Here is a 20,849-nt window from a genome sequence, read left to right as displayed (position 1 = left end):
TTCAAGGCGGCCAGACGGGCCAAAGCGGTTTGGTCTACCCCAGGGTCTCGCCTGGGCTGAGTTGCGGTTATCTTATTGTGATGCCTCATCAATTCCTCCTAGCGGCAAGCGTTTTGCACGACGACCACCGCTCTTTCGGAGCGAGAAGTCCACGCAACTGTCTCCGATATCGGCAGATAAAGAACTGGACTGCGCGGCGTTCAGTCGAATGACGCCTGCCGCCAGGATGCGACCGAGTTCTTCGAAGCGTGCACGGCCAGACATCTTGTCCGGGCACAAGGGATTGGGGCCCGAAACCGGGGTGGAGAGATCATCAAGCATTGAAGCGCCTTTCGGGTTGCTGCCCTATCTGGGCTGCAAGCGGCGCTGGTATTCAAGTTATAACAATGGGTTGCGGGGCTAGTGCGGGATGCTGCGTGCAGGATCGGGTTTGCGTCGCAGGGCCGTTCAGTGCCGTGTCGCGGATCTCACCATCGAATCTGTTTCGAGTTTCAGGGCGACCTTCCAAAGCGGTGTCTTGGTGAACAGGCTGTCTTGTGTGCGAAAGGACTTGTTGGGCCGGGTTTCCTGAAGCAGGCCTGTCCAGACAAGGGGGCGCAGGATCTGAGTGTAAAGGCTGCCCATCATCTCATCGTAGCGTGGAAAGGCGCTGGGATCGGGTTCGCCGAACAAGATCTGTCGCAGGTAGGCGCCCGATGCGCCGTCCTCAGTCTCGACGTTGAGGACGTTGAGGAAGACGTCCCAGTTGCCCGGAAGCGTTTGGTCCGGGGTCCGTGACCAACCTGAATGATCGATTTCAAACAGATAAAACGGCGTAATGATCCCGAACAGGCGGCCGGGATGATGGGTCAGTTCCGCCCCTGACTTCGTCAGCTTGAAATTTCCCTTGTAGTGCCGACCCATTTTCAGGGTGGTCAGCAGGAAGTGAATATCGCCGAGCGGTATGAAGTCATGTTCGTTGAGCACTTTGTTGACCGCGAAGAGATCCGCCTCTGTATAGCCGGGCCAGTCGAATTTCGCCGCGGCCCAGTGAACGAAATTCCGCTTGAAGGCTTTGGACGGGGTGAGGCCGATGGAGCCATGCTCCTGGATGTAGGCGAAGGTTTTCAGAACTCCGCGCAAGAGTGGAGAAAAGCTTAAGGCAGGTTCATCGTCGGCGAGGGGGCGAAATTCGATCATCTCAAATCTCCCGTGCAAACCAGCGGATCCGCCCCACGATATTGATCTCGTCAGCCGTGCGCTCGTACTCGGGGTAATGCTTGTTGTCAGAGATCACGCGCACCGCTGGTGGCTCGCTATTCGGAACGTGCTGCAGGCGTTTGGCGACAAGTCCCATGCCGTCGTCAAGAACAAAGATACCAGGCGGGCTTGGCGCTTTTCGCGTCATGTCGACCAGAACCGTATCGCCTTCAAGGAGGGTGGGTTCCATGCTGTCGCCTTCGACCTTCATGATCCGCAGTTGCGAGGGCGATGCCTTGAGGCCGTGTTTGATCCACGATCTCCGGAAGTGGTAGGCGCGTCCTGGCGCCTCCTGCTCATCCAGCACAACGGCGCCGCCGCCCATTGAAGGCCTGACGCCCGCGTGGGTGATCGAAACGAAAGCATCGTCCGGGTTCTCGATGAACGGAGGGGTGCCTTCGACATTACCTATGCCGTGGATCAACCAGTCGAGTTCCACCTTCAAGACACGCGCGACCTCCGCGAGGCGGTCGATTCCAGGCCGCGTCGAGCGGCCACGCAGGATGTCGTAGACGAAGGAACGATTGACCCCGGCCATCTCGGCAACATGGGCAGGGCTCAGGCCGAGCTGGTTGGCGCGGGCATGGAGACGATCGGCGAGCGTGTGGTGGACGTCCATATTATCCCCAAGGAAGTGTGGATTAAATAGGATAAGATAGGATTGCACGACGTTGGTCAAGATATTAGAACAAAAAAGGAACGATTGCACGCAAGATTCGGGGGGCAGATGGATATAGAAAAGGCTTACTTCTCTCTGCCTGAGATTCTCGAGCGATGGTCCATTCCAGAGGATGATCTCGTCTATCTTGCTGAGAACGACCAGCTGCGGCTGTCGATCCGTGTCTTCGACCTACCGCTCGAGATCGGGGGATACGAGGAAGATTCCGACGGTGCGCGGTTCCGTGTGCCAGAAGACCAGCGATACTTCAGCGGCCTTCTTGATCTGCATGCCTGCGATGTCTTTCACTTGTTTCGATCGGGCGAAGTGCGCTTGAGTGAGTTTCGCTCGGGCCCTTCAGGCTATGCTTGTCTCCAAGACGACTACGCGCCTCTTTACGTGGTGATTGGGGATCTTCTCCTGCGGCGTAGAGAGCGCGATCTCTTTGAAATAAAATCAGGTTTCACGCTGGCAACGATAGTTGTGAGGACCGGACCTTCATCGCTTCGCGTGACTACAAGGACGTGCGCTGCAACGGCCTTCAGTTCCAATTGGGGCCCATACAAGCGGAAGTCGTGCGCGCGCTCCATGCGGCTGCGCAATCCGGTCAGCCCTGGCAGAGCGGAAAGCAGATCCTGGCAGCGGCCCGCTCGAAGAGCCTCAAGATGGCGGATGTTTTCAAGTCGAAGAAAAACTGGCGGGAGCTGATTCATTCCGATGGGCGCGGTAGCTACCGGTTGAGGGTCGACTAGGCGACCTACATCCCCTCAGGTGGGGGATGGCGGGGGGATCGAGAGGGGGATGAGTGGTGGATGCTCATCCCCCTTTCTAATTCGCCGCCTTGTTTCCAAGGGCCATCCCATCCCCCTCTATATCCATCGCCGATCCCGACGACATCCCACGTCAGGATTTCGCATCTTCGCTCTGTAATCATCAGAGGAGACAGAGATGCAGCAGAAACCCTGCCTCACACAAAAGGAGCTAGCGCGGCGCTGGACGATCTCACACCGCACGCTTGAGCGCTGGCGTTGGACCGGCCAAGGTCCGGCCTTCATGAAAATCGGTGGGCGGATCATTTACCGCCTCGAGGATGTGCTGGCACATGAAGAGGCACATTTACGCCAGACGGCCGACAGCCTGGACGCACGGGTGGCGTGATGCTGTCCGAGGTACCTGATGAAATCAGCTTCTGTGCCTGGGTGGCCCAGGCCGAGCCGGGCGCGGCCGTGATCTATCACCGTGGGTTCCTCGCGGTCGATGCGGCTTCGCTCATCTCAAAGCTGACACCTGACCAGAGACGGGCACTGCAAGATCTCGCTGCGGCGGCTTGGCGTGCCGCCGAACAGGGGTTGGTCCATCTCGTCCAGGAACGGCTCGCCCCTGATCGCTTTGCCTACCTCGCGATCGCCCGATCGAAATCGACCACCCCAATCAAACCCATCGCCGAGCGGCTCTTGCCAGCCGCGTGACACTGAAGCCCCGGAATTGGAGACCTACATGGCTTACCCCGAAAATATCCCGAGCGTGGATGACATGCTCAACATGCCAGTGACAGAACTGGCGCTCATGCCACCGTCGCTGCTTGCCGCTGTTCAGGCGGAAATCGATACCGCTGCTGCACGCATGAAATCAGTGACCGAGCGCTTCGCCCTCGCTCTGGAGGTGCGTTATGCTGACCGTGCTGCTGAACTCCGTCACGACGCGGGCAAGGACACGGGCACGATCCGCTTTGCAGATGGCGGTGTCACCGTGATTGCCGACCTGGCGAAACGGATCGACTGGGATCAGGCGAAACTCGCCCAGATAGCTGAAAACATCGCCTCGGCTGGCGAGGATCCGTCTGAGTTCATCGACACCACGTTAAAGGTGTCCGAGCGCAAATACACAGCACTTCCAGAGGCGTGGCGCAAAGGGTTTGAGCCTGCGCGCACGGTCCGCACGGGTAAGCCGAAGTTCCGTTTGGTGCTGAACGAGGAGGTGCGCTGATGGCCATTTCTCTCTCTTCTCTGCGCACAGCATCGGTACTTCAGCCGCCGCGCATCCTTATCCATGGGGTCGCTGGTGTGGGCAAGTCTACCTTTGCGGCTGGCGCGGGCGCGCCGGTATTCATCATGACCGAGGACGGCCTCGGTAAGCTGCAGGTCCCGCATTTTCCGTTGGCGACCAGCTATGTCGAGGTGGCAGAAGCACTCGAGGCATTGCTTGAGGAAGACCACGACTATGGCACCGTCGTGGTCGACAGCGTCGACTGGCTGGAACCGCTGATCTGGGCGGAAGCGTGCAAACGCAACGGCTGGCAGTCGATCGAAACGCCGGGCTTCGGGAAGGGCTACGCCGAAGCTCTGACCGTCTGGCGCGAGTATCTCGACAAGCTGAACGCGCTTCGCGACCGAAAGGGCATGGTGGTCATCCAGATCGCCCACACGGACATCAAGCGCTTCGACAGCCCAGAGCATGAACCCTATGACCGGTATGTGATCAAGCTGCAGACCCGGGCTTCGGCGCTGCTGCAAGAACATTCCGATGCGGTGCTTTTCGCGAACTACCTGATCTCGGTCGCCAAATCCGATGTCGGCTTCAACAAGAAGGTGACCCGGGCGCTCGGGTCCGGTGCGCGCGTCATGCACACCGAAGAGCGCCCCGCCTTTCTCGCCAAGAACCGTTACGGCCTGCCGGACACTCTACCGCTCGAGTGGTCAGAGTTCCTCGCAGCCATGCCTCAACCTGAATAATCCAGACCTGAAAGGATACGACCATGGCACGTTTTGATACGTCCTTCGACGCCACCAGCGTCGAGCCCACCACCGCCTACGAGCTGCTGCCCGCAGGAAAATACCGCGCCCAGATCGTCGAGAGTGAGATGCGCGTGACCCGCAACGGCATGGGCCAATTCCTCTGGCTGATGCTGGATATTCTGGACGGCCAACATAAGGGGCGGAAGATCTTCGATCAGCTGAACCTGGTGAATCCGAACCCGACCACCGTGGAGATCGCGCAGCGCACGCTGTCGGCGATCTGCCATGCCACGGGCAGGATGCATGTCAGCGACAGCGAGGAGCTGCACCTGATCCCGATGACGATCCAGGTGAAGATCCGCCCGCCGAAGAACGGCTACGGCGAGAGCAACGCGATTGCCTACCTGCCGCCCGAGCGGGGTTCGACCCAGGCCGCCCGTCCGGCGAAGCCTGCGCCCGAACCGGCCAGCTCTTCGGTGCCGCCCAAAATGGCCTCCGCGCCCTGGAACAAGAAAGGCTGAGCCTTCGCGCTGCCCTGCGCCCTGACTGACGGGGCAGCGCGCAACCCCATCTGAGGATACTTCCATGATTGACCTGAACGACGTGGCCCCCGCGGCCGCGAACAACACCGGCTTGCCTGAAGACCAGCGCCGGTTGATCGAACTCGACGACGCCATTGCCAAGATCCGCACGCAGATCGCGACGGCCGACCTTGCCCGGCAGCGCGGACAGAAGCCGATCGACCCGGACTGGTTCCACCGAGCACGCACGGCCCTGCGCCACTTGTGCCGTGAGCGCGCGGAACTGCTCGCCCAAGGTACCGGCCGCCGTCGCCGCGAAAAACTCAAGGACGCGCTGATCGGCATCCTGCGCGAACGCCATGACCCTGAGACCTGGGAGAGCATTCTGGCCGAGGCGCAGGCGCGCAGCGAACGGGAGGGTCTGTGATGGCAGAGCTTCCCGAAGCCCCCACGCCGACACTGACGGCGATATACGCCGATTACGAGGCCCGCCAGGGCGATGGTTTCCGTGATCACCTCGGCGCATCAATCATCGGTAAATCCTGCGCACGCGCGCTCTGGTATGATTTCCGCTGGGTGTCGCCGTCACGATTTTCCGGCCGGCTGTTGCGTTTGTTCGAGACAGGCCAGCTGGAAGAGGATCGTATGGTCCGCAACCTGCGCGCCACCGGTGCGACCGTGTTGGAAGTGGATCCAGAAACAGGGCGTCAAATCCGCGTGGAGGCCCATGGAGGTCATTTCGGTGGCTCGCTGGATGGCGTCGCGCTCGGTCTGCTTGAGGCGCCGAAAACCTGGCATGTGCTGGAGTTCAAGACACATGGCGTTAAGAGCTTTTCTGATTTGAGCGCGAAAGGCGTGGTGCTGTCGAAGCCGCAGCACGCGGCGCAGATGCAGATCTACATGCACCTGACAGGAATCACCCGGGCGCTTTACATGGCGGTCTGCAAGAATACTGACGCGCTGCATATCGAACGGGTTGAGGCCGATCCTGCCGTGGCTGAACGCCTTTTGGAGAAGGCGGGACGTATCATTTTTGCCCAGCACCCGCCTGCACGGATCAGCGAGGACCCGGCTTGGTTTGAATGCCGTTTTTGCGATCATCATGCGGCCTGCCATGCGGGTGGCGGGGCGGCCGTGACCTGTCGTTCCTGTCTGCATTCCACGGCCGTCGAAGGCGGGTGGCACTGCGCCCGCCACGATAGAATGCTGGCTCCGGCCGAGCAGCGTGCGGCCTGCGACAAACACCTCTTCGTCCCCGATCTCGTGCCGGGTGAGGTCATCGATGCAGGAGACGACATCGTCACCTATCGCATGGCCGATGGCTCCTCCTGGTCAAATGACGCCCGTACCACGGAGGCCGCGCCATGCTGACCCTGCGCCCATACCAAAACGCCGCGATATCTTCGATCTACGGCTATTTCCAAACTAACACCGGCAATCCGCTGGTGGTCATCCCGACGGCGGGTGGCAAAAGCCTCGTCATGGCCGCCTTCATCGAAGGTGTGCTGAAAGCCTGGCCTGATCAGCGCATCCTGATCGTGACACATGTCCGCGAGTTGATCGCCCAGAACCATGCCGAGATGATCGGCCTTTGGCCCGAGGCGCCCGCGGGCATCTACTCGGCGGGTCTGGGCAAGCGCGAGGCGCAGGCGCGCGTCTTGTTCGCAAGCATCCAGTCGATCCATCGCCGGGCCCGCGAAATCGGCCACACCGATCTGGTGCTGATCGACGAGGCCCATCTGATCCCAGGCAAGTCGAGCACCATGTATCGGCGTTTCCTCGATGCGCTGAGCGCGATCAACCCCGCGCTGAAGGTGATCGGTCTCACGGCCACACCGTTCCGGCTCGACAGCGGCATGCTGCATGAGGGCAAGAACGCGCTCTTCACCGATATCGCCTATGAGGTGCCGGTCTGGGAGCTGATCGATGCGGGATATCTGAGCCCGCTCGTCTCGAAGCAACCTGTCACCCGGCTCGATGTGTCGAAAGTTGGCATCCGCGCAGGGGACTTCATCGCCCGCGATCTGGCGGCGGCGGTCGACCAGGAGGCGATTACGCGAGCGGCCGTGGCCGAGATCATGGTACACGGCAAAGACCGGAAGTCCTGGCTCGCTTTCTGCTCGGGCGTCGAGCATTCCCAACATGTAGCCGAAGAGTTCCGGCGGCGCGGCATCAGCTGTGAGACGATTTTCGGAGACACGCCGAAGGATGAGCGCGATAGCATCATCGGCGCCTTCAAACGTGGGGAGATCCGGGCGCTGGCCTCGATGGGCGTGCTGACCACCGGGTTCAATGCTCCGGCGGTTGATCTCATCGCGCTTCTGCGCCCCACGAAATCCGCCGGGCTTTACGTCCAGATGGTTGGCCGGGGCACGCGGTTGGCACCGGGCAAGGAAAACTGCCTCGTTCTCGACTTTGCCGGCAATGTGCGCCTTCATGGGCCGATCGATCTCGTCCGCCCGAAGCGTCCTGAAGACGGCGGCGATGGTGAGGCGCCGACCAAGGTCTGCCCGGAATGCGAAAGCATTATTGCGCTCTCGGCGATCGAGTGTCCGGACTGTGGCTATGTCTTCCCGGCCCGTGAGGTGAAGATTACGCCGACTGCAGCCGCGCTGCCGGTCCTGTCACCAAAAGCGTCTCAATGGCTGCAGGTGAGCGGCGTCTCCTACAGCCGTCACGACAAACGCGGCGGGCGGCCCTCGCTCAAGGTCACCTATAGCTGCGGTCTCACCACCTACAGCGAATGGATCTGCTTCGAACATCAGGGCTACGCGCGCCAGAAGGCTGCTGAGTGGTGGCGCAAGCGCGCGCCGGGCCAGCCGGTTCCGCTCACCGTGGACAAGGCCATTGCCCAGACTGAGCGGCTCAGCCGCCCCAGCGAGATCTCGGTCCGCCCGTCGGGCCGCTACTTCGAAATCACCGGCTACAGGTTCGCCCCATGCACCAGATCCAGCCCGGCCTCTGCGCCGTCTGCCACCGTGAACCCAGGGGTTTCGGCTGGTTCAACCCGCTCTTCCGTCTCTCCGACCCAAGGCGGGCTGCAAACCGCAAGCAGCTCTGCAGCCGTGCCTGTCAGGACATCTGCCATGGGAGGATGGGTATGATCGATCCCACCCCGAACGAGAGCGAGGCGATGACCGTCGGCGGCCAAGAAGGCGGCGAATATCTCGAGAGCATCGGTAAATCCGATCTCGCCACCTTGACCGAGACCGAATGGGACCGCTTTCTTGACGCGGTCGTCACCGGCTACTGCGACCACCTGCGTGAGCTTGCCGCCAAGGACCGCACGCGGCTCGACGCCATGACCCCCGAGGTGCCCTTCTAATGACCGACACGTCCTACATGGCGCGCTTCGGCGCGCGGCTCGTCACCAACGGCTATGCCATCCTGCCGATCGCCCCAGGCACCAAGAAGCCCGGGCAGTTCAAGCGCGGGGCATGGGCCGATTATCCGGAATGGAACCGTCATGCCGAGCGGCCAACCACCGAGGTCGAGGTGGCGACCTGGTCGGGCTGGCTTGATTGCGGCATCGGTATCGTCGGCGGCGCGGTTGCGGCGGTGGATATCGACATTGCCGAGGACGCCGAGCTGGCGCTGCGCATCGAGAAACTGGCACGCGAGCGGCTCGGTGACACACTCGCTTTGCGGATCGGTCGGGCGCCGAAGCGCATGCTGGTCTACCGTACGGCTGAACCCTTCCGGGGGATCAAGCGTCATCCGCTGGAGGTGCTATGCCTCGGCCAGCAGTTCCTGGCCTACGCCGATCATCCGGATACGGGCGCGCCCTATGCCTGGCCCGAGGAGGGGCTCGCTGATCTCGATATCTCGGATCTTCCAGAGATCACCGCCGAGGCTGCGACAGCTTTCGTGGACGAGGCCTATGCGCTGTTGCCAGACACCCTGCGCCAGCGTGGTCTCGGTGCTACGGCGTCGGCTATGGAACATCAGCGTGCCCACAGCCAGGTCGGGACATCGCCAGCGATCGAGGCCGCTCTTGAGTGGCTGCCGAACGAGGAACTCGATTATGACAGTTGGATGCGGATTGGCATGGCGCTGAAGGGCGCGCTCGGCGAAGCCGGCGCTGATCTCTTCGCCGAATGGTCGGCGCAGGCTGCAAAGGATGTGCCGGCGGCCACGGCCAAGGCCTGGGCGAGCTTCAAACCCGATCGGATCGGCGCGGGTACGATCTATCACCTCGCCATGGAGCGCGGCTGGCAGCCGGACGCATCCCTGCGCCTCGATGGCAGTCTGGGCGACGAGGGCAACCATCCGGCGGCCGGGCTGCTCTCCAAGCTTGATGCGCATGATGGGGACGCAGCCCAAGAGCCCGCTAATCAGCCGTTTTCCCTCGTGATCCCAGATGGGCTCGTTGGCAATCTGACCGACTACATGCTGTCGACGGCTCGGCGCCCGCAGCCGCTTTTATCGCTCGGGGCAAGTCTCTGCGCCATCGGCGCGTTGATGGGGCGGCAATACCGGACCGAAAGCAATCTGCGCTCGAACCTCTATATCGTAGGCATCGCCGACAGCGGATCAGGCAAGAACCATGCCCGCGAGATCATCAACGAGGTCTTCTTTGAGGCGGACCTTGCCCATCACCTCGGCGGAAACAAGATCGCTTCCGGCGCCGGGCTGCTGACCGCGCTGCACCGTCAGCCGGCGATCCTTTTTCAGATCGATGAGTTCGGGATGTTCCTGTCGGCAGCGGCCGATCGGAAACGCAGCCCGCGCCACATCACCGAGATCCTCGACAACATGACCGAACTCTACACGGCGGCTGGCGGGATCTTCCTCGGCGCGGAATACGCCAATCGCGATGGCTCGAACGAACGGCGCGATATCGTCCAGCCCTGTCTCTGCGTCTACGGCACCACGACGCCTTTGCACTTTTGGGGCGCTCTGCAGGGCGCGAACGTGGTGGATGGGTCGCTCGCCCGCTTCCTGATCCTGCCGAGCGACGAGGATTACCCCGACGAGAACATCGCCGTTGGCATCCGACAGGCGCCGACTGCGTTGATCCAAGGGCTGCAGCTCTTAGCCGCTGGCGGCGGACTTCAGTGCGGCAACCTCACGGGCAAGACCGCGGATCAGAATACCACCGTGAACCCGACCATCGTGCCCATGACCGAGGACGCCCGAGCCCGGTTCAAGGCCTTGAGCGCTGAGCTGACGGAGGAGCTGCGGGCGGCAAGGGGCACGGCCTTCACTGCGATCCTTGCCCGGATCGGCGAGAATGCCCTGAAGCTCGCGCTGATCGTTGCTGTAGGGCACAACCCTAAGCAGCCTGAGATCGACCTGACGGCCGCAAACTGGGCTATCGGCTTCGTGCGCCACTATGCGCAGCGGACCATGGAGGCGGTCGATCGGCATGTGGCTGACACCGAGACTGAGGCCCATGTGAAGCGGCTGAAGGAAATCATCCGCGCCGCCGGGGCCAAGGGGATCACCAAGTCCGAGATCACACGCGCTTCCCAATGGCTGAAAGCACGGGATCGCGACGAGATCCTGCTCACCCTGATCGAGAGCGGCGACATCACCACCGGAATGCGCGAAACCGGCGGCCGCAGGGCCATGGTTTATCGCATTCTCACCTGAAAAAGGGACTTTCTTCAAAATAGGGGTTTCTTCAATTGAAAGAAGTTGGGGTCTAAATAGCTGATTACACGAAGGATTTGGACTTCCTTCACTTCTTTCAATCTTTCAAGAGGAACCATGTGTGTATGTGTGTACGCGCGCGCGAATAGAAATAAGGAGGAGGTACCTATTGAAATAATTGAAATATTGAAAGAAGGTATATTCTTTATATAGATCAACGCCTTAGTGGTCGACTTCTTTCAAATCGGCTCGCTGAAGGAATTGAAAGAAGTGCCGGGCGGCCTGATCGCCCCGCACATGACATGACCAGACCGCCCTTCGTGGCCTGGCGAGACCGCAGCCTTCACCGGCCAGCTCTCTCGCCGAGCTCATCAAACCGAAGAGGAGGTCGTCATGACCCAATCACAAGAACAGGGGTGCAGCATACTTGCGCTCGATCTCGGAACCACGACGGGCTGGGCACTGCGGGGCTTTGATGGCCTGATCACCAGCGGCACAGCATCGTTCAAACCCGGCCGCTACGACGGCGGTGGCATGCGCTATCTGCGCTTCACCAACTGGCTCACCGAACTGGATCGGCTCAGCGGTCCGATCGCGGCGATCTGGTTCGAGGAAGTCCGACGGCATGCTGGCACCGACGCGGCACATGTCTACGGCGGCCTCATGGCGTCGTTGACATCCTGGGCCGAACTCCGGGGAATTCCCTACGAGGGCGTACCAGTCGGCACCATCAAGCGCCACGCCACCGGCAAAGGCAATGCGCCCAAGCAGGCGATGGTAGATGCCGCCCGTGCTCGTGGCTTCAGTCCGGCCGACGACAATGAGGCCGACGCCATCGCCATCCTGCACTGGGCCATCGAAACCCGTGGAGGTGTCGCATGAGCTACTTTCCCAAAGGCTATGGCGGCCAGCGCCGGTCGCCCGAAGAGGTCAAACGCGATGGCTGGCGGGAACAGGGCGTCCTCGCAGTGTCGGTCGATGATCACCGCCTGACCTGGCCCGAGCGTGAATTGGTCGAGCAGTTGGGTACGAAACTCTACGGGCCGCGCCCTGCGGAGGAGGTGCGCCATGGGTGAGAAGAAAACCTGGACCGCCGACGACGTTGCCGATCACTTCGAGGAGGCGTTCCGCACCCTGCGCAAGCTGCCACCCGTGAAGGCGCGTGGCTATTTCAACGCTTGGCCCGACATCGTGCGGTCTGCGCGAGAGGTCGCGGCGATGGACCCCCAGCCGATGCGGGTTTGGCCGTCGGCTGCCGCTATAACCCGACTGGAGCAGACCTTCGACTGGGTGCTTTGGATCGAGGAGGCCGAGCGCAAGCTCGTCTGGTCGCGCGCCGCCCGTGTGCCGTGGAAGCAGATCAGTGGGGAGTTGGGATGCGATCGCACGACAGCGTGGCGGCGCTGGCAACTGGCGCTCACCAAGATCGCCTCTCGGCTGAATGCCTAGCGACTCCAATGTGTTGCAACACTTTTGTGTTCGACACATGCAACATTTCCGTGCTATCCGTAGGGCATGATGGGGAGAGTGCGTTGGAAGACGGCTCTCCCCGTTTTTCGTGGTGGATACCGTACTGGCTTCATGGGCTCGACGACGGGTCCAGTTGATGCCGGATCCGCTAACGCACTGATTTCACGGGTCCTTCCTGGCCGAAAACGTATACGGGGGGGCGAGGCGCAAGGGTTTCCCAGTGACACCCTGGAAAATACCCGTTTCGTTTCGCTTTGACGCGAACCCCAATGAAACAAAGGCCTGAGGGCCCGACACACCACGCCTGAACCGAAACGGGGGGCGGACCCCATTTCGCTTTCGCGGACCAGACCCATTTCGCTTTTGGGCATTCTCAAGGACATTCCCATGGACGTCGTCGACCTGCCGCTTGAGCAGATCATTCCCTATGCGCGCAACCCACGGAACAATGCTGAGGCCGTTGCCACGGTCGCGGCGTCGATCCAGGAATTCGGCTGGCGTCAGCCTATCGTTGTCGACGAGGCGATGGTTGTGCTGGCCGGGCACACTCGGTTGGAAGCGGCCCGCAAGCTTGGCTTCAAGACCGCGCCGGTGCATGTCGCCAAGGGGCTGACCGCGTCGCAGGCGCGGGCCTTCCGGATCATGGATAACCGCTCTAGCGAGAATGCGGAGTGGGACAAGGACCTCTTGAGCCTCGAACTGGCGGATCTGCTGGAGGCGGATTTCGACCTTGGGCTCACCGGCTTTACCGACGACGAGCTGAATGCGCTGATGTCGAGCCTCGAGGAAGGCACCGGTCCGCAGGAGGGCGAGGACGAGGTTCCGGAAACCCCGGAAGATCCAGTCAGCCGTCCGGGCGATCTCTGGATCTTGGGAAACCATCGATTACTTTGCGGTGACAGTACGGTCGCCACGGATGTCGAGAGAGTGCTAAACGGCGTAAAGCCGCTATTGCTTGTCAGCGATCCACCGTACGGTGTGGAATACGATCCCAGCTGGCGTAATCAGGCAGGTGCGGCCAAGACCAAGCGCACCGGCAAGGTGCTGAATGACGATCGGGCTGATTGGCGCGAGGCCTGGGCCCTGTTTCCCGGCGATGTCGCCTATGTCTGGCACGGCGCGCTGCACGCGGCGACCGTGGCCGAAAGCCTCGAGGTCGCGGGCTTCACCATCCGGTCCCAGATCATCTGGGCCAAAGACAGACTGGTTCTGAGCCGGGGGGATTATCACTGGCAGCACGAGCCGGCCTGGTATGCGGTTAAGAAGACTGGCAAAGGCCACTGGGCAGGAGACCGCAAGCAGACCACGCTCTGGCATATCGCCAACAAGGATCAGGACGAAAAGACCGTCCACGGGACGCAGAAGCCGGTGGAATGCATGAGGCGTCCGATCCTGAACAACTCCAGCCCTGGTCAAGCCGTCTATGAGCCTTTTATAGGATCGGGCACCACATTGATTGCGGCTGAAACGACAGGCCGCGTCTGCCTAGGCATCGAGCTGAACCCGTCTTATGTCGATGTGGCCGTCCAGCGTTGGCAGAAGTTCACAGGGAAACAGGCCATAATTGACGGAGGCGATCAGACCTTCGATGCCCTGAAAGCTGAGCGTGAGGCCGCATGAAGCAGTCTCGTCTCATGTCACTGATTGAAGCGATCACCAATGTGGTTATCGGCTACGGCGTTGCGGTCGTGACGCAGATCCTGATCTTCCCGATCTTCGGCCTGCACACGACGCTCGCGCAAAATCTACAAATGGGCTTGATATTCACCGGCGTCAGCATAGTCCGCTCGTTCCTGCTGCGGCGGGTGTTTGAGGCCATCCGCGTTGCGCGGCAGCGAAGTTAGATCAGGCCGAGGTCTTTCAGGCAGCTTGCCGTATCCATCAACTGATGGGTCGGGACTTCGACGGTGATGGTGAAGCTGTCGGCAAAGGTCCTGCCGTAAACGCCCCCATCGTCCATAAGGGCCATTTCGATCTCTTCGAGGACAACGGTGATGCGGCTGCGATCGAAGTGCTCGGGCAGCTTCCGGATGGGCAGCCGAATGCTGGTGGTTTCCATGAGGGTTACTCCGCGTGTTCGCCTTCCTTGAAGGCGCTGTCGGTGATGCGCTTCAGGAGCTCGGCGTAATAGTCGAGGTTGCCGACATGGCCCCAATGCAGGGCGTCAGGGTCGGAGCCGAAGTTCGCGTCGCTCAGCGCCTGTAGCCGCGCGAGCATCGCGTCGATCGCGGCCTTCTTTGCGATAAACGCGTCTTTGGCTGTGGGGTGGTGGCTCATCTCGATGCGTCCTGAATTGCGTTATTTGCTGTCTTTAGCTTCGCTCTGGTGGGCGCACTTATCCAGCGAATTCGACGCAATTACATACGGTTAACTGCACTCTCGAGGTCTGCGAATGTCATCCGCCACCCAACCCATCGGCGTGATCGCGCGGCTGCTCGACCTCTCGGAGCGGCGAGTCCAACAACTGAGCCGCGAGGGCGTGATCCCGAAGGCTGAGCGTGGCCAGTATGATCTGATCGGGTCTGTGCGTGGCTATGTCCGCTATCTGCGCGATCAGGCGCTGAAGGCGCAGGCGGGCGCGCCAGACTATGCCGCGGAACGGGCGCGCTTCATCCGGGCGCGGGCCGACCTCGCTGAAATGGACGCCGAAGAAAAGCGCCGGTCGCTGATCGCCGCCGAACAGATCGAGGCGGCCTGGATTGCGGTGTTGGCGCTCTTGCGCACCCGACTGCTGGCCCTGCCTGACCGGCTGGCACCGCAGGCCTTTGACCAACCCACCGTCGGAGATACCCGGACCCTGATCCGAACTGCGATCCGCGAGGTGCTCGATGATCTCGCAGAGCCAGACATTGACTTCGAAACCGACCCTGAGATTGAGAGGCTCGCCGATCCTGAAGCGGACGGTGGCGAAAGCACTGGCAGTTCTGAAGCCACCACCAGACCTGACGATCAGCGATTGGGCGGATCAGAACCGACGGCTGAGCTCTGAAGCCAGCGCCGAGCCGGGACAGTGGCGTACGAGCCGCGCAGAATACCAGCGTGGCATCATGAACGCGATTTCGGACGCGGCGACTGAAACCGTAGTGATCATGTCATCGGCTCAGTGCGGAAAAACCGAGTTGCAGTTATGTACGGTCGGTTACCACATCGATCAGGACCCGGCGCCGATCATGGTCGTGATGCCGACCGAACGGGACGCAGAAACCTGGTCGAAGGACCGTTTCTCGCCGATGGCGCGCGACACGCCGTGTTTGCAAGATAAAATCGCCAACCCGAAGTCGCGGGACGGGAACAACAAGATCTTGCACAAGCGGTTTCCAGGCGGGCATCTGACCATCGTGGGCGCCAACGCACCCTCAGGGCTTGCGAGTCGACCGATCCGGCTTCTCTTGTGCGACGAGGTCGACCGCTATCCGTTCAGCGCGGGGGCTGAAGGCGACCCGGTCAACCTCGCGAAAAAACGGACGGTGACCTTCTGGAACCGCAAGATCGTGCTGGTCTCGACGCCGACGAACAAGGGCGCGAGCCGGATCGAAGCGGCATTCGAGGAAAGCGACCAGCGTCGGTTCTGGGTGCCGTGTCCCGAGTGTGGACATGAACAAATTCTGACCTGGGGACAGGTCAAATGGGACAAGGACGAAAGCGGAAGCCACAGACCGGAGACCGCGCGCTACCACTGCGCGGACTGCGATGCCGCCTGGAAGGACGAGACCCGCTGGGCGGCAATCTCCAAGGGCCGCTGGATCGCGGATGCGCCGTTCAATGGGACAGCGGGCTTCCATCTAAACGAGATCTATTCGCCCTGGGTGCGGCTCGAGGCGATGGCCAAGGCGTTCCTGTCCGCGCGCGCCGGTGGGGACGAGACGATGAAGACCTTCATCAACACATCGCTCGGCGAGACCTGGATGGAAAGCGGCGAGGCGCCGGACTGGCAGCGGCTGCAGGGGCTGAAGAAAGATTGGCGCGCGGGCACAGTGCCGGTGGGCGGGTTGTTCCTAACTGCCGGGGTCGACGTCCAGAAGGACCGGATCGAGGTTGATGTCTGGGCATGGGGCAAGGGCCTGCAAAGCTGGCTCGTCGATCACATTGTCATCGACGGCGGCCCGGGCGATCCCGCTTGCTGGCAGAAACTGTCTGACCTCCTTGGCCGGACTTGGGCTCACGCAAGCGGCACGCCGATGACCATCGCGCGGCTCGCGATCGACACGGGTTACGAGACTGCGGCCGTCTACGCGTGGGCGCGGCAGGTGGGCTTTGGACAGGTGGCCCCGATCAAAGGCCTTGAGGGCTTCAATCGTGCAAGCCCGGTGACGGGGCCAACATTTGTCGATGCGACGATCGCGGGCAAACGTCTGCGCCGCGGTGCACGGCTTTGGACCGTGGCAACATCGACCTTCAAGGCCGAGACCTATCGTTTCCTGCGGCTTGATCCGCCGGATGAGGCGGGACCGTCGCCCCAGTGGGGCGGCGTAAGCCCGCCGAAACCTAGCCCGGCGGATGTGGAGACGTTCCCTCCCGGCTTTCTTCATCTGCCGGGCTGGGTCGACGCTGAATGGCTGAAGCAGCTGACGGCCGAGCAGCTGGTCACGGTCAAGAACAAGCGCGGCTTTGCCAAACTCGAATGGCAAAAGCTGAGGGAACGCAACGAGGCTCTCGACTGCCGGGTTTATGCCCGCGCGGCCGCTTGGATCCTCGGAGCTGATCGCTGGTCAGATGCGCGGTGGGAGGAGTTGGCGGCGCAGTTGGAGGTCGCTGATGCTAAGGGCATGGCTCCTGCCGGGGGCCTGAAACCTGCTCGCAAAACGCAGGTCCGCCGCGTCGCGCGGTCATCCTATATGGGATAAGCCAATGTAATCAGTGTAGCCGTTTGCGACGGCTGCGCTCGAAGGCCTCAAGGGCGGCCTTTCGTTTCACCGCGATCTCGCGGATGCTTTCGGCGATATGCTCCACGCCGAAATCCACGGGGTTGAAGGGGCCGCCATACCAGCGCACCAGATCTTTACGCTGCGGATGGCGTGGTTTCGCCATGACTTCAACGAAGTCCACGAACCCGGGAGGACCACCCACATCTTCAGGTGGTGCTGTGCGCTCGCCATCGATAAAGAGGGGATAGTCGGTGCCGGCCGTTGCTTCGATGACCTCCTCGAAAATGACGCGGTGCTGCCAGTCATCGCCGAAATCGTAGGTGTAGAGAAGTTCGGTCACACCACGGTCCACAAGTGTGCCGAGGCGCATGCCCTTGGCCTGATAGATCTTGCGGCCCCAGACCACATCCTCGGGATCGGGTTCGCCATAGACACGTTCGCCCACGGCAAACTGATAAAGATGGTAGTTCTCCCAGGGCATGACCGCCTGAATGATCTCGTGCAGTGCGCGAAGATTGGTCGTCAGGCTGACGTCAACGCGCCGCCAGATGAGCGGAGCGATATGTTCGAGTTCAATTCTGATACGGGCGATCTTGGTGGACATGGCGCGGCCTGACGGTGGTTTTGCGCCGAACTTAAAAGGTGATGGCGATGGCTACAATCACGGACCTACGCGCCCGCCGGGAAGCGCTTTCGGCACAACGATCCTCTGGTGTGGCCCGGGTCAGCTATGACGGCAAGACGGTGGACTATCGTTCCGTTACGGAAATCGACCGGGCCATCGAGGCGCTTGACCGCGAGATTGCAGCGGCCGAGGGGCGGAAACTCATCCGCCAAGTTCGCATAACAGCGACCAAGGGTCTCTAACCGACATGGCATTGTTCGACATGTTCCGCCGCCCCAAGCCGGGCGGCCCTGAAGCCATGCGCGCGCGTCTCGAGGGGGCGATGGCCAAGCGCCGCTTGCGGGGCTGGAACCCGCCCTTGGAAAACATCAATGCGCTGGTCGCCTCGGGCGGGCCGCGATTGCTGGCCCGGTCACGCGAACTCGTAGTGACCAACGGCTACGCCGCCAATGCTTGCGAGGCCTTTGCAGCGAACCTTGTTGGTGACGGCATCAAGCCGTCCTCGCTGATCACGGATGCGGCGCTGCGCGACCAGGTCCAGAAGCTCTGGCTGGCCTGGACGGATGAAGCGGATGCCGACGGGCTGACCGACTTCTACGGGCTGCAGGCCATGGTCGCGCGCGAGATGTTCGTTGCAGGCGAATGCTTCGTGCGCCTGCGTCCGCGCCGGGCGGAGGACGGGCTTCTGGTGCCGCTGCAGCTGCAGCTTCTGCAATCCGAGATGCTGCCCTTTGAGAAGACGGAAACGGATCCGAACGGCAATCGCATCCGCTGCGGGATCGAATTCGACCTGATCGGGCGGCGGGTTGCCTATCACTTCCGCCGCTGCCATCCGGGTGACAGCACGGATCAGCGGGTGGCGGTGCCGGACACGGTGCGGGTGCCTGCCGAGGAGGTGCTGCACATTTACCGGCCGATCGATGCGGGGCAAATCCGGGGCTTGCCGCATGTGGCCCCCGCCATGGTGCGGTTGTTTCTCTTGGACCAATACGACGACGCCGAACTTGACCGCAAAAAGACGGCGGCGATGTTCGCAGGCTTCATCACCAAAACGGCCCCCGAGGACCCGATGATGGGCGAAGGTGAGGCTGATCTCGAGGGAGCCGCGATTGCGAGCCTCGAGCCGGGCACCATGCAGGTGCTGCTGCCGGGGGAGGATGTGAAGTTCTCGAGCCCCGCCGATGTCGGCGGCGGCTATGAGGCGTTCCAATACCGGACGCTGCTGGCGGTCTCGGCCTCGCTGGGTCTGCCGTATCACCTCGTCACCGGCGACGTTCGGCAGGCGAACTATTCAAGCCTCAGGGCCGAACTGGTCGAGTTCCGGCGGCGGATCGGGCAGCTGCAGCACGGGGTCATGGCGCACCAGCTTTGCCGCCCCATCTGGCGGCGTTGGCTGGAGACGGCTGTGCTCTCGGGCGCCTTGGATGCAGATCCCGTCGTCGCCCGGCCGGTGCAATGGATCCCGCCGCGATGGGACTGGGTCGATCCGCTCAAAGACATTCAGGCGCAGATCCTGGCAATGGAGGCCGGGCTGACCTCCCGGCGCAAGGTGGTCGAGGCCACGGGCTATGACATCGAAGAGGTCGATCGCGAGAACGCCGCGGATGCCAAGCGCGCAGCAGACTTGGGCCTGACCTATCGCGCCAGCCCCGGCGAAACCCAGGGGGCAAGGGCAACGCCCGTCCAATTGCCCGATCCAAATTCGAGTGACGGACCGTCCGACAATAACTCGGGCACCGACCTACAACAGGAGTAACCCCATGAAATCCTGGTACACGATCCGCGCCCGGGCATCGGGCACGGAAGTGCTGATCTATGACGAAATCGGCGCCTATGGCGTCACGGCCAAGGGGTTCCTCGCGGAACTCGGTGCGCTTCCCGACGATGCGGCAATTGATCTGCGTCTCAACAGCCCCGGCGGCTCGGTCTTTGACGCGGTCGCCATCTACAACGCGTTGAAGCGCCATGCGGGCGAGATCACCGTCTGGATCGATGGCATCGCGGCCTCGGCGGCAAGCTACATCGCCATGGCGGGTGACACCATCGCCATGCCCGAAAACGCCTTCCTGATGATCCACAACCCTTCGGGGTTGGTCATGGGCACGGCTGAGGACATGCGGTCTACGGCTGAGGCCCTGGACAAGGTCAAAGGCAGCCTGATCCAAGGCTATGCCGCGAAATCTGGCAAAGCCGATGATGAAATCGCCACCCTGATGGCGGCAGAGACCTGGCTCGATGCACAGGACGCACTGGATCTCGGTTTTATCGACCGCATTGCCGAGCCTGTGAAACTCGCGGCTTCCTTTGACGTGGCCAGGTTCCGCAACGCGCCACCCGAGTTGGTCGAGGCGGCAAGTGAACCAGAAGAGCCCGCAGCCCCGGATCCCCAGTCCGAGGGTGTTGCAGACGCCAACACCCTGCCTGACCACGAACACCCGGCTGCGGAAACGCAAACCATGGCCGCAAGTGAGCCCGCAATGGCCGACACCGCATCCGTCCGCGCCGAGGCCATCGCCCATGCGCGCGCCGTGATCGATCTCTGCCGCCTTGCCGGTCAGCCGCAAATGGCGGGCCGGTTCCTCGAAGAAGACGTGGGTCTCGATGAGGTCCGCAACCGCCTTCTCGCGGCAAAGGCCGACGTCACCCCCGACATCACAGCGGCCCATGCCCAGCCCGGGCGGGCGGCGACCACCCAATCCTGGGGCGATGTGATCGCCCGCACCTTCAAGACGAAAGGATAAGCGTCCATGACCACGCTCACTGAAGGCAAACACGCGGGCGGCTTCCTCGTTTGGGAAGTCCTGCGCGATTACACCCGAGAAACCATCACCATCGCTTCCGGGGCTGGAAAGCTCGAGCCCGGCACCGTGCTCGGCAAGATCACCACGGGCGGTAAATACACCGGGATCGCACCGGCCGCGACGAACGGCAGTCAGAATGCCGCCGCTATTCTCTGGGCGGGCGTTGACGCGTCATCCGCCGATGCGCCTGGCGTCGTGCTCCTGCGCGGCCCCGCGCTTGTGAACCAGCATGAGCTTGTCTGGCCTGATGGTGCAACCGAGGCCCAGATCACCGCCGCCACCACGGCTTTGGCCGCGCTCGGCATCATCTTGCGTTAAGCCTGAGAGAGAAAGGACATCC

27 protein-coding genes are annotated in these 20,849 nt (G+C 61.9%); 21 read left to right on the top strand and 6 right to left on the bottom strand.

Features of this window, described 5'->3' with window-relative positions:
* Positions 1 to 72: 72 nt before the first annotated feature.
* The 3 genes from ACOQOQ_RS14740 to ACOQOQ_RS14730 all read right to left on the bottom strand — a co-directional run bounded on the left by ACOQOQ_RS14740 (position 73) and on the right by ACOQOQ_RS14730 (position 1,858).
* Complete coding sequence (locus tag ACOQOQ_RS14740) at positions 73 to 321, bottom strand: hypothetical protein (protein ID WP_420567749.1); 249 nt, start codon at positions 319 to 321, stop codon at positions 73 to 75.
* A 126-nt stretch (positions 322 to 447) separates the two neighbouring features.
* Positions 448 to 1,179 (bottom strand): hypothetical protein, encoded by a 732-nt coding sequence (locus ACOQOQ_RS14735; protein WP_420567748.1) that lies wholly within the window; start codon positions 1,177 to 1,179, stop codon positions 448 to 450.
* Position 1,180: 1 nt separating this feature from the next.
* Entirely contained in the window at positions 1,181 to 1,858 is a 678-nt protein-coding gene (locus ACOQOQ_RS14730) for an XRE family transcriptional regulator (protein WP_420567747.1), read from the bottom strand.
* Between the two features lie 987 nt (positions 1,859 to 2,845).
* On the opposite strand from ACOQOQ_RS14730, the gene ACOQOQ_RS14725 reads away from it, so the two are divergent.
* The 15 genes from ACOQOQ_RS14725 (at position 2,846) to ACOQOQ_RS14655 (ending at position 14,062) form a co-directional block, all read left to right on the top strand.
* The gene (locus tag ACOQOQ_RS14725) at positions 2,846 to 3,055 is read left to right on the top strand and encodes a helix-turn-helix transcriptional regulator (protein ID WP_420567746.1); all 210 of its coding nucleotides are present in this window, start codon (positions 2,846 to 2,848) and stop codon (positions 3,053 to 3,055) included.
* Positions 3,055 to 3,366, top strand: coding sequence for a hypothetical protein (locus ACOQOQ_RS14720; RefSeq protein WP_420567745.1), 312 nt, complete (start codon positions 3,055 to 3,057; stop codon positions 3,364 to 3,366). The genes ACOQOQ_RS14725 and ACOQOQ_RS14720 overlap by 1 nt, the downstream gene beginning before the upstream one ends.
* 28 nt (positions 3,367 to 3,394) lie before the next feature.
* Positions 3,395 to 3,883: a hypothetical protein gene (locus tag ACOQOQ_RS14715; RefSeq protein WP_420567744.1), complete on the top strand. Its 489-nt coding sequence runs from the start codon at positions 3,395 to 3,397 to the stop codon at positions 3,881 to 3,883.
* Positions 3,883 to 4,629, top strand: coding sequence for an ATP-binding protein (locus ACOQOQ_RS14710; RefSeq protein WP_420567743.1), 747 nt, complete (start codon positions 3,883 to 3,885; stop codon positions 4,627 to 4,629). The genes ACOQOQ_RS14715 and ACOQOQ_RS14710 overlap by 1 nt, the downstream gene beginning before the upstream one ends.
* 23 nt (positions 4,630 to 4,652) lie before the next feature.
* Complete coding sequence (locus tag ACOQOQ_RS14705; RefSeq protein WP_420567742.1) at positions 4,653 to 5,153, top strand: DUF669 domain-containing protein; 501 nt, start codon at positions 4,653 to 4,655, stop codon at positions 5,151 to 5,153.
* A gap of 64 nt (positions 5,154 to 5,217) precedes the next feature.
* Positions 5,218 to 5,580 (top strand): hypothetical protein, encoded by a 363-nt coding sequence (locus ACOQOQ_RS14700; protein WP_420567741.1) that lies wholly within the window; start codon positions 5,218 to 5,220, stop codon positions 5,578 to 5,580.
* Positions 5,580 to 6,524, top strand: coding sequence for a hypothetical protein (locus tag ACOQOQ_RS14695; protein ID WP_420567740.1), 945 nt, complete (start codon positions 5,580 to 5,582; stop codon positions 6,522 to 6,524). The genes ACOQOQ_RS14700 and ACOQOQ_RS14695 overlap by 1 nt, the downstream gene beginning before the upstream one ends.
* A complete protein-coding gene (locus ACOQOQ_RS14690; RefSeq protein ID WP_420567739.1) occupies positions 6,518 to 8,257 on the top strand; it encodes a DEAD/DEAH box helicase in 1,740 nt (579 codons plus the stop codon). The genes ACOQOQ_RS14695 and ACOQOQ_RS14690 overlap by 7 nt, the downstream gene beginning before the upstream one ends.
* Entirely contained in the window at positions 8,254 to 8,478 is a 225-nt protein-coding gene (locus ACOQOQ_RS14685) for a DUF6511 domain-containing protein (protein WP_420567738.1), read from the top strand. The genes ACOQOQ_RS14690 and ACOQOQ_RS14685 overlap by 4 nt, the downstream gene beginning before the upstream one ends.
* Entirely contained in the window at positions 8,478 to 10,748 is a 2,271-nt protein-coding gene (locus tag ACOQOQ_RS14680) for a PriCT-2 domain-containing protein (RefSeq protein WP_420567737.1), read from the top strand. The genes ACOQOQ_RS14685 and ACOQOQ_RS14680 overlap by 1 nt, the downstream gene beginning before the upstream one ends.
* A 393-nt stretch (positions 10,749 to 11,141) precedes the next feature.
* Positions 11,142 to 11,630, top strand: a complete 489-nt coding sequence (locus tag ACOQOQ_RS14675) for a crossover junction endodeoxyribonuclease RuvC (RefSeq protein WP_420567736.1) — start codon at positions 11,142 to 11,144, stop codon at positions 11,628 to 11,630.
* The gene (locus tag ACOQOQ_RS14670; RefSeq protein ID WP_420567735.1) at positions 11,627 to 11,824 is read left to right on the top strand and encodes a hypothetical protein; all 198 of its coding nucleotides are present in this window, start codon (positions 11,627 to 11,629) and stop codon (positions 11,822 to 11,824) included. Before ACOQOQ_RS14675 ends, ACOQOQ_RS14670 begins: the two co-directional genes overlap by 4 nt.
* Complete coding sequence (locus ACOQOQ_RS14665; protein ID WP_420567734.1) at positions 11,817 to 12,197, top strand: DUF6362 family protein; 381 nt, start codon at positions 11,817 to 11,819, stop codon at positions 12,195 to 12,197. Before ACOQOQ_RS14670 ends, ACOQOQ_RS14665 begins: the two co-directional genes overlap by 8 nt.
* 408 nt (positions 12,198 to 12,605) lie before the next feature.
* Entirely contained in the window at positions 12,606 to 13,838 is a 1,233-nt protein-coding gene (locus tag ACOQOQ_RS14660; protein ID WP_420567733.1) for a DNA modification methylase, read from the top strand.
* On the top strand, positions 13,835 to 14,062 hold the full coding sequence (locus ACOQOQ_RS14655) for a DUF7220 family protein (RefSeq protein WP_420567732.1): 228 nt from the start codon (positions 13,835 to 13,837) through the stop codon (positions 14,060 to 14,062). The genes ACOQOQ_RS14660 and ACOQOQ_RS14655 overlap by 4 nt, the downstream gene beginning before the upstream one ends.
* Here the strand turns inward: ACOQOQ_RS14655 and ACOQOQ_RS14650 are convergent.
* Together ACOQOQ_RS14650 and ACOQOQ_RS14645 are read right to left on the bottom strand one after the other, a co-directional pair.
* Positions 14,059 to 14,277, bottom strand: a complete 219-nt coding sequence (locus ACOQOQ_RS14650) for a hypothetical protein (protein ID WP_420567731.1) — start codon at positions 14,275 to 14,277, stop codon at positions 14,059 to 14,061. The two genes, ACOQOQ_RS14655 and ACOQOQ_RS14650, sit on opposite strands and share 4 nt — an antisense overlap.
* Positions 14,278 to 14,282: 5 nt before the next feature.
* A complete protein-coding gene (locus ACOQOQ_RS14645; RefSeq protein ID WP_420567730.1) occupies positions 14,283 to 14,495 on the bottom strand; it encodes a hypothetical protein in 213 nt (70 codons plus the stop codon).
* Between the two features lie 115 nt (positions 14,496 to 14,610).
* Here ACOQOQ_RS14645 and ACOQOQ_RS14640 point away from each other — a divergent pair, with 115 nt between their 5' ends.
* Together ACOQOQ_RS14640 and ACOQOQ_RS14635 are read left to right on the top strand one after the other, a co-directional pair.
* On the top strand, positions 14,611 to 15,207 hold the full coding sequence (locus ACOQOQ_RS14640; protein WP_420567729.1) for a terminase small subunit, Nu1: 597 nt from the start codon (positions 14,611 to 14,613) through the stop codon (positions 15,205 to 15,207).
* Positions 15,122 to 17,062 carry a phage terminase large subunit family protein gene (locus ACOQOQ_RS14635; protein WP_420567728.1) on the top strand — a complete coding sequence of 647 codons (1,941 nt, stop codon included), beginning with the start codon at positions 15,122 to 15,124 and terminating at the stop codon, positions 17,060 to 17,062. Before ACOQOQ_RS14640 ends, ACOQOQ_RS14635 begins: the two co-directional genes overlap by 86 nt.
* A gap of 10 nt (positions 17,063 to 17,072) precedes the next feature.
* On the opposite strand, the gene ACOQOQ_RS14630 is transcribed toward ACOQOQ_RS14635, so the two are convergent.
* Positions 17,073 to 17,687: a plasmid pRiA4b ORF-3 family protein gene (locus tag ACOQOQ_RS14630; protein ID WP_420567727.1), complete on the bottom strand. Its 615-nt coding sequence runs from the start codon at positions 17,685 to 17,687 to the stop codon at positions 17,073 to 17,075.
* Between the two features lie 47 nt (positions 17,688 to 17,734).
* Between ACOQOQ_RS14630 and ACOQOQ_RS14625 the strand changes: the two genes are divergently transcribed.
* Genes ACOQOQ_RS14625 through ACOQOQ_RS14610 form a run of 4 tightly spaced genes read left to right on the top strand, consistent with a single transcriptional unit; the run spans position 17,735 to position 20,827 of the window.
* A complete protein-coding gene (locus tag ACOQOQ_RS14625; RefSeq protein ID WP_420567726.1) occupies positions 17,735 to 17,950 on the top strand; it encodes a phage head-tail joining protein in 216 nt (71 codons plus the stop codon).
* A gap of 5 nt (positions 17,951 to 17,955) precedes the next feature.
* On the top strand, positions 17,956 to 19,464 hold the full coding sequence (locus tag ACOQOQ_RS14620) for a phage portal protein (RefSeq protein ID WP_420567725.1): 1,509 nt from the start codon (positions 17,956 to 17,958) through the stop codon (positions 19,462 to 19,464).
* A gap of 4 nt (positions 19,465 to 19,468) precedes the next feature.
* Entirely contained in the window at positions 19,469 to 20,449 is a 981-nt protein-coding gene (locus tag ACOQOQ_RS14615; RefSeq protein ID WP_420567724.1) for a head maturation protease, ClpP-related, read from the top strand.
* Positions 20,450 to 20,455: 6 nt separating this feature from the next.
* Positions 20,456 to 20,827, top strand: a complete 372-nt coding sequence (locus tag ACOQOQ_RS14610) for a head decoration protein (protein ID WP_420567723.1) — start codon at positions 20,456 to 20,458, stop codon at positions 20,825 to 20,827.
* Positions 20,828 to 20,849: the final 22 nt, after the last annotated feature.

The sequence above is a fragment of the Thalassovita sp. genome (assembly GCF_965218685.1).
Lineage (GTDB): Bacteria > Pseudomonadota > Alphaproteobacteria > Rhodobacterales > Rhodobacteraceae > Thalassobius.
The sequence above is the reverse complement of the archived record's forward strand: the minus strand, read 5'-3'. Positions and strand labels throughout refer to the sequence as shown.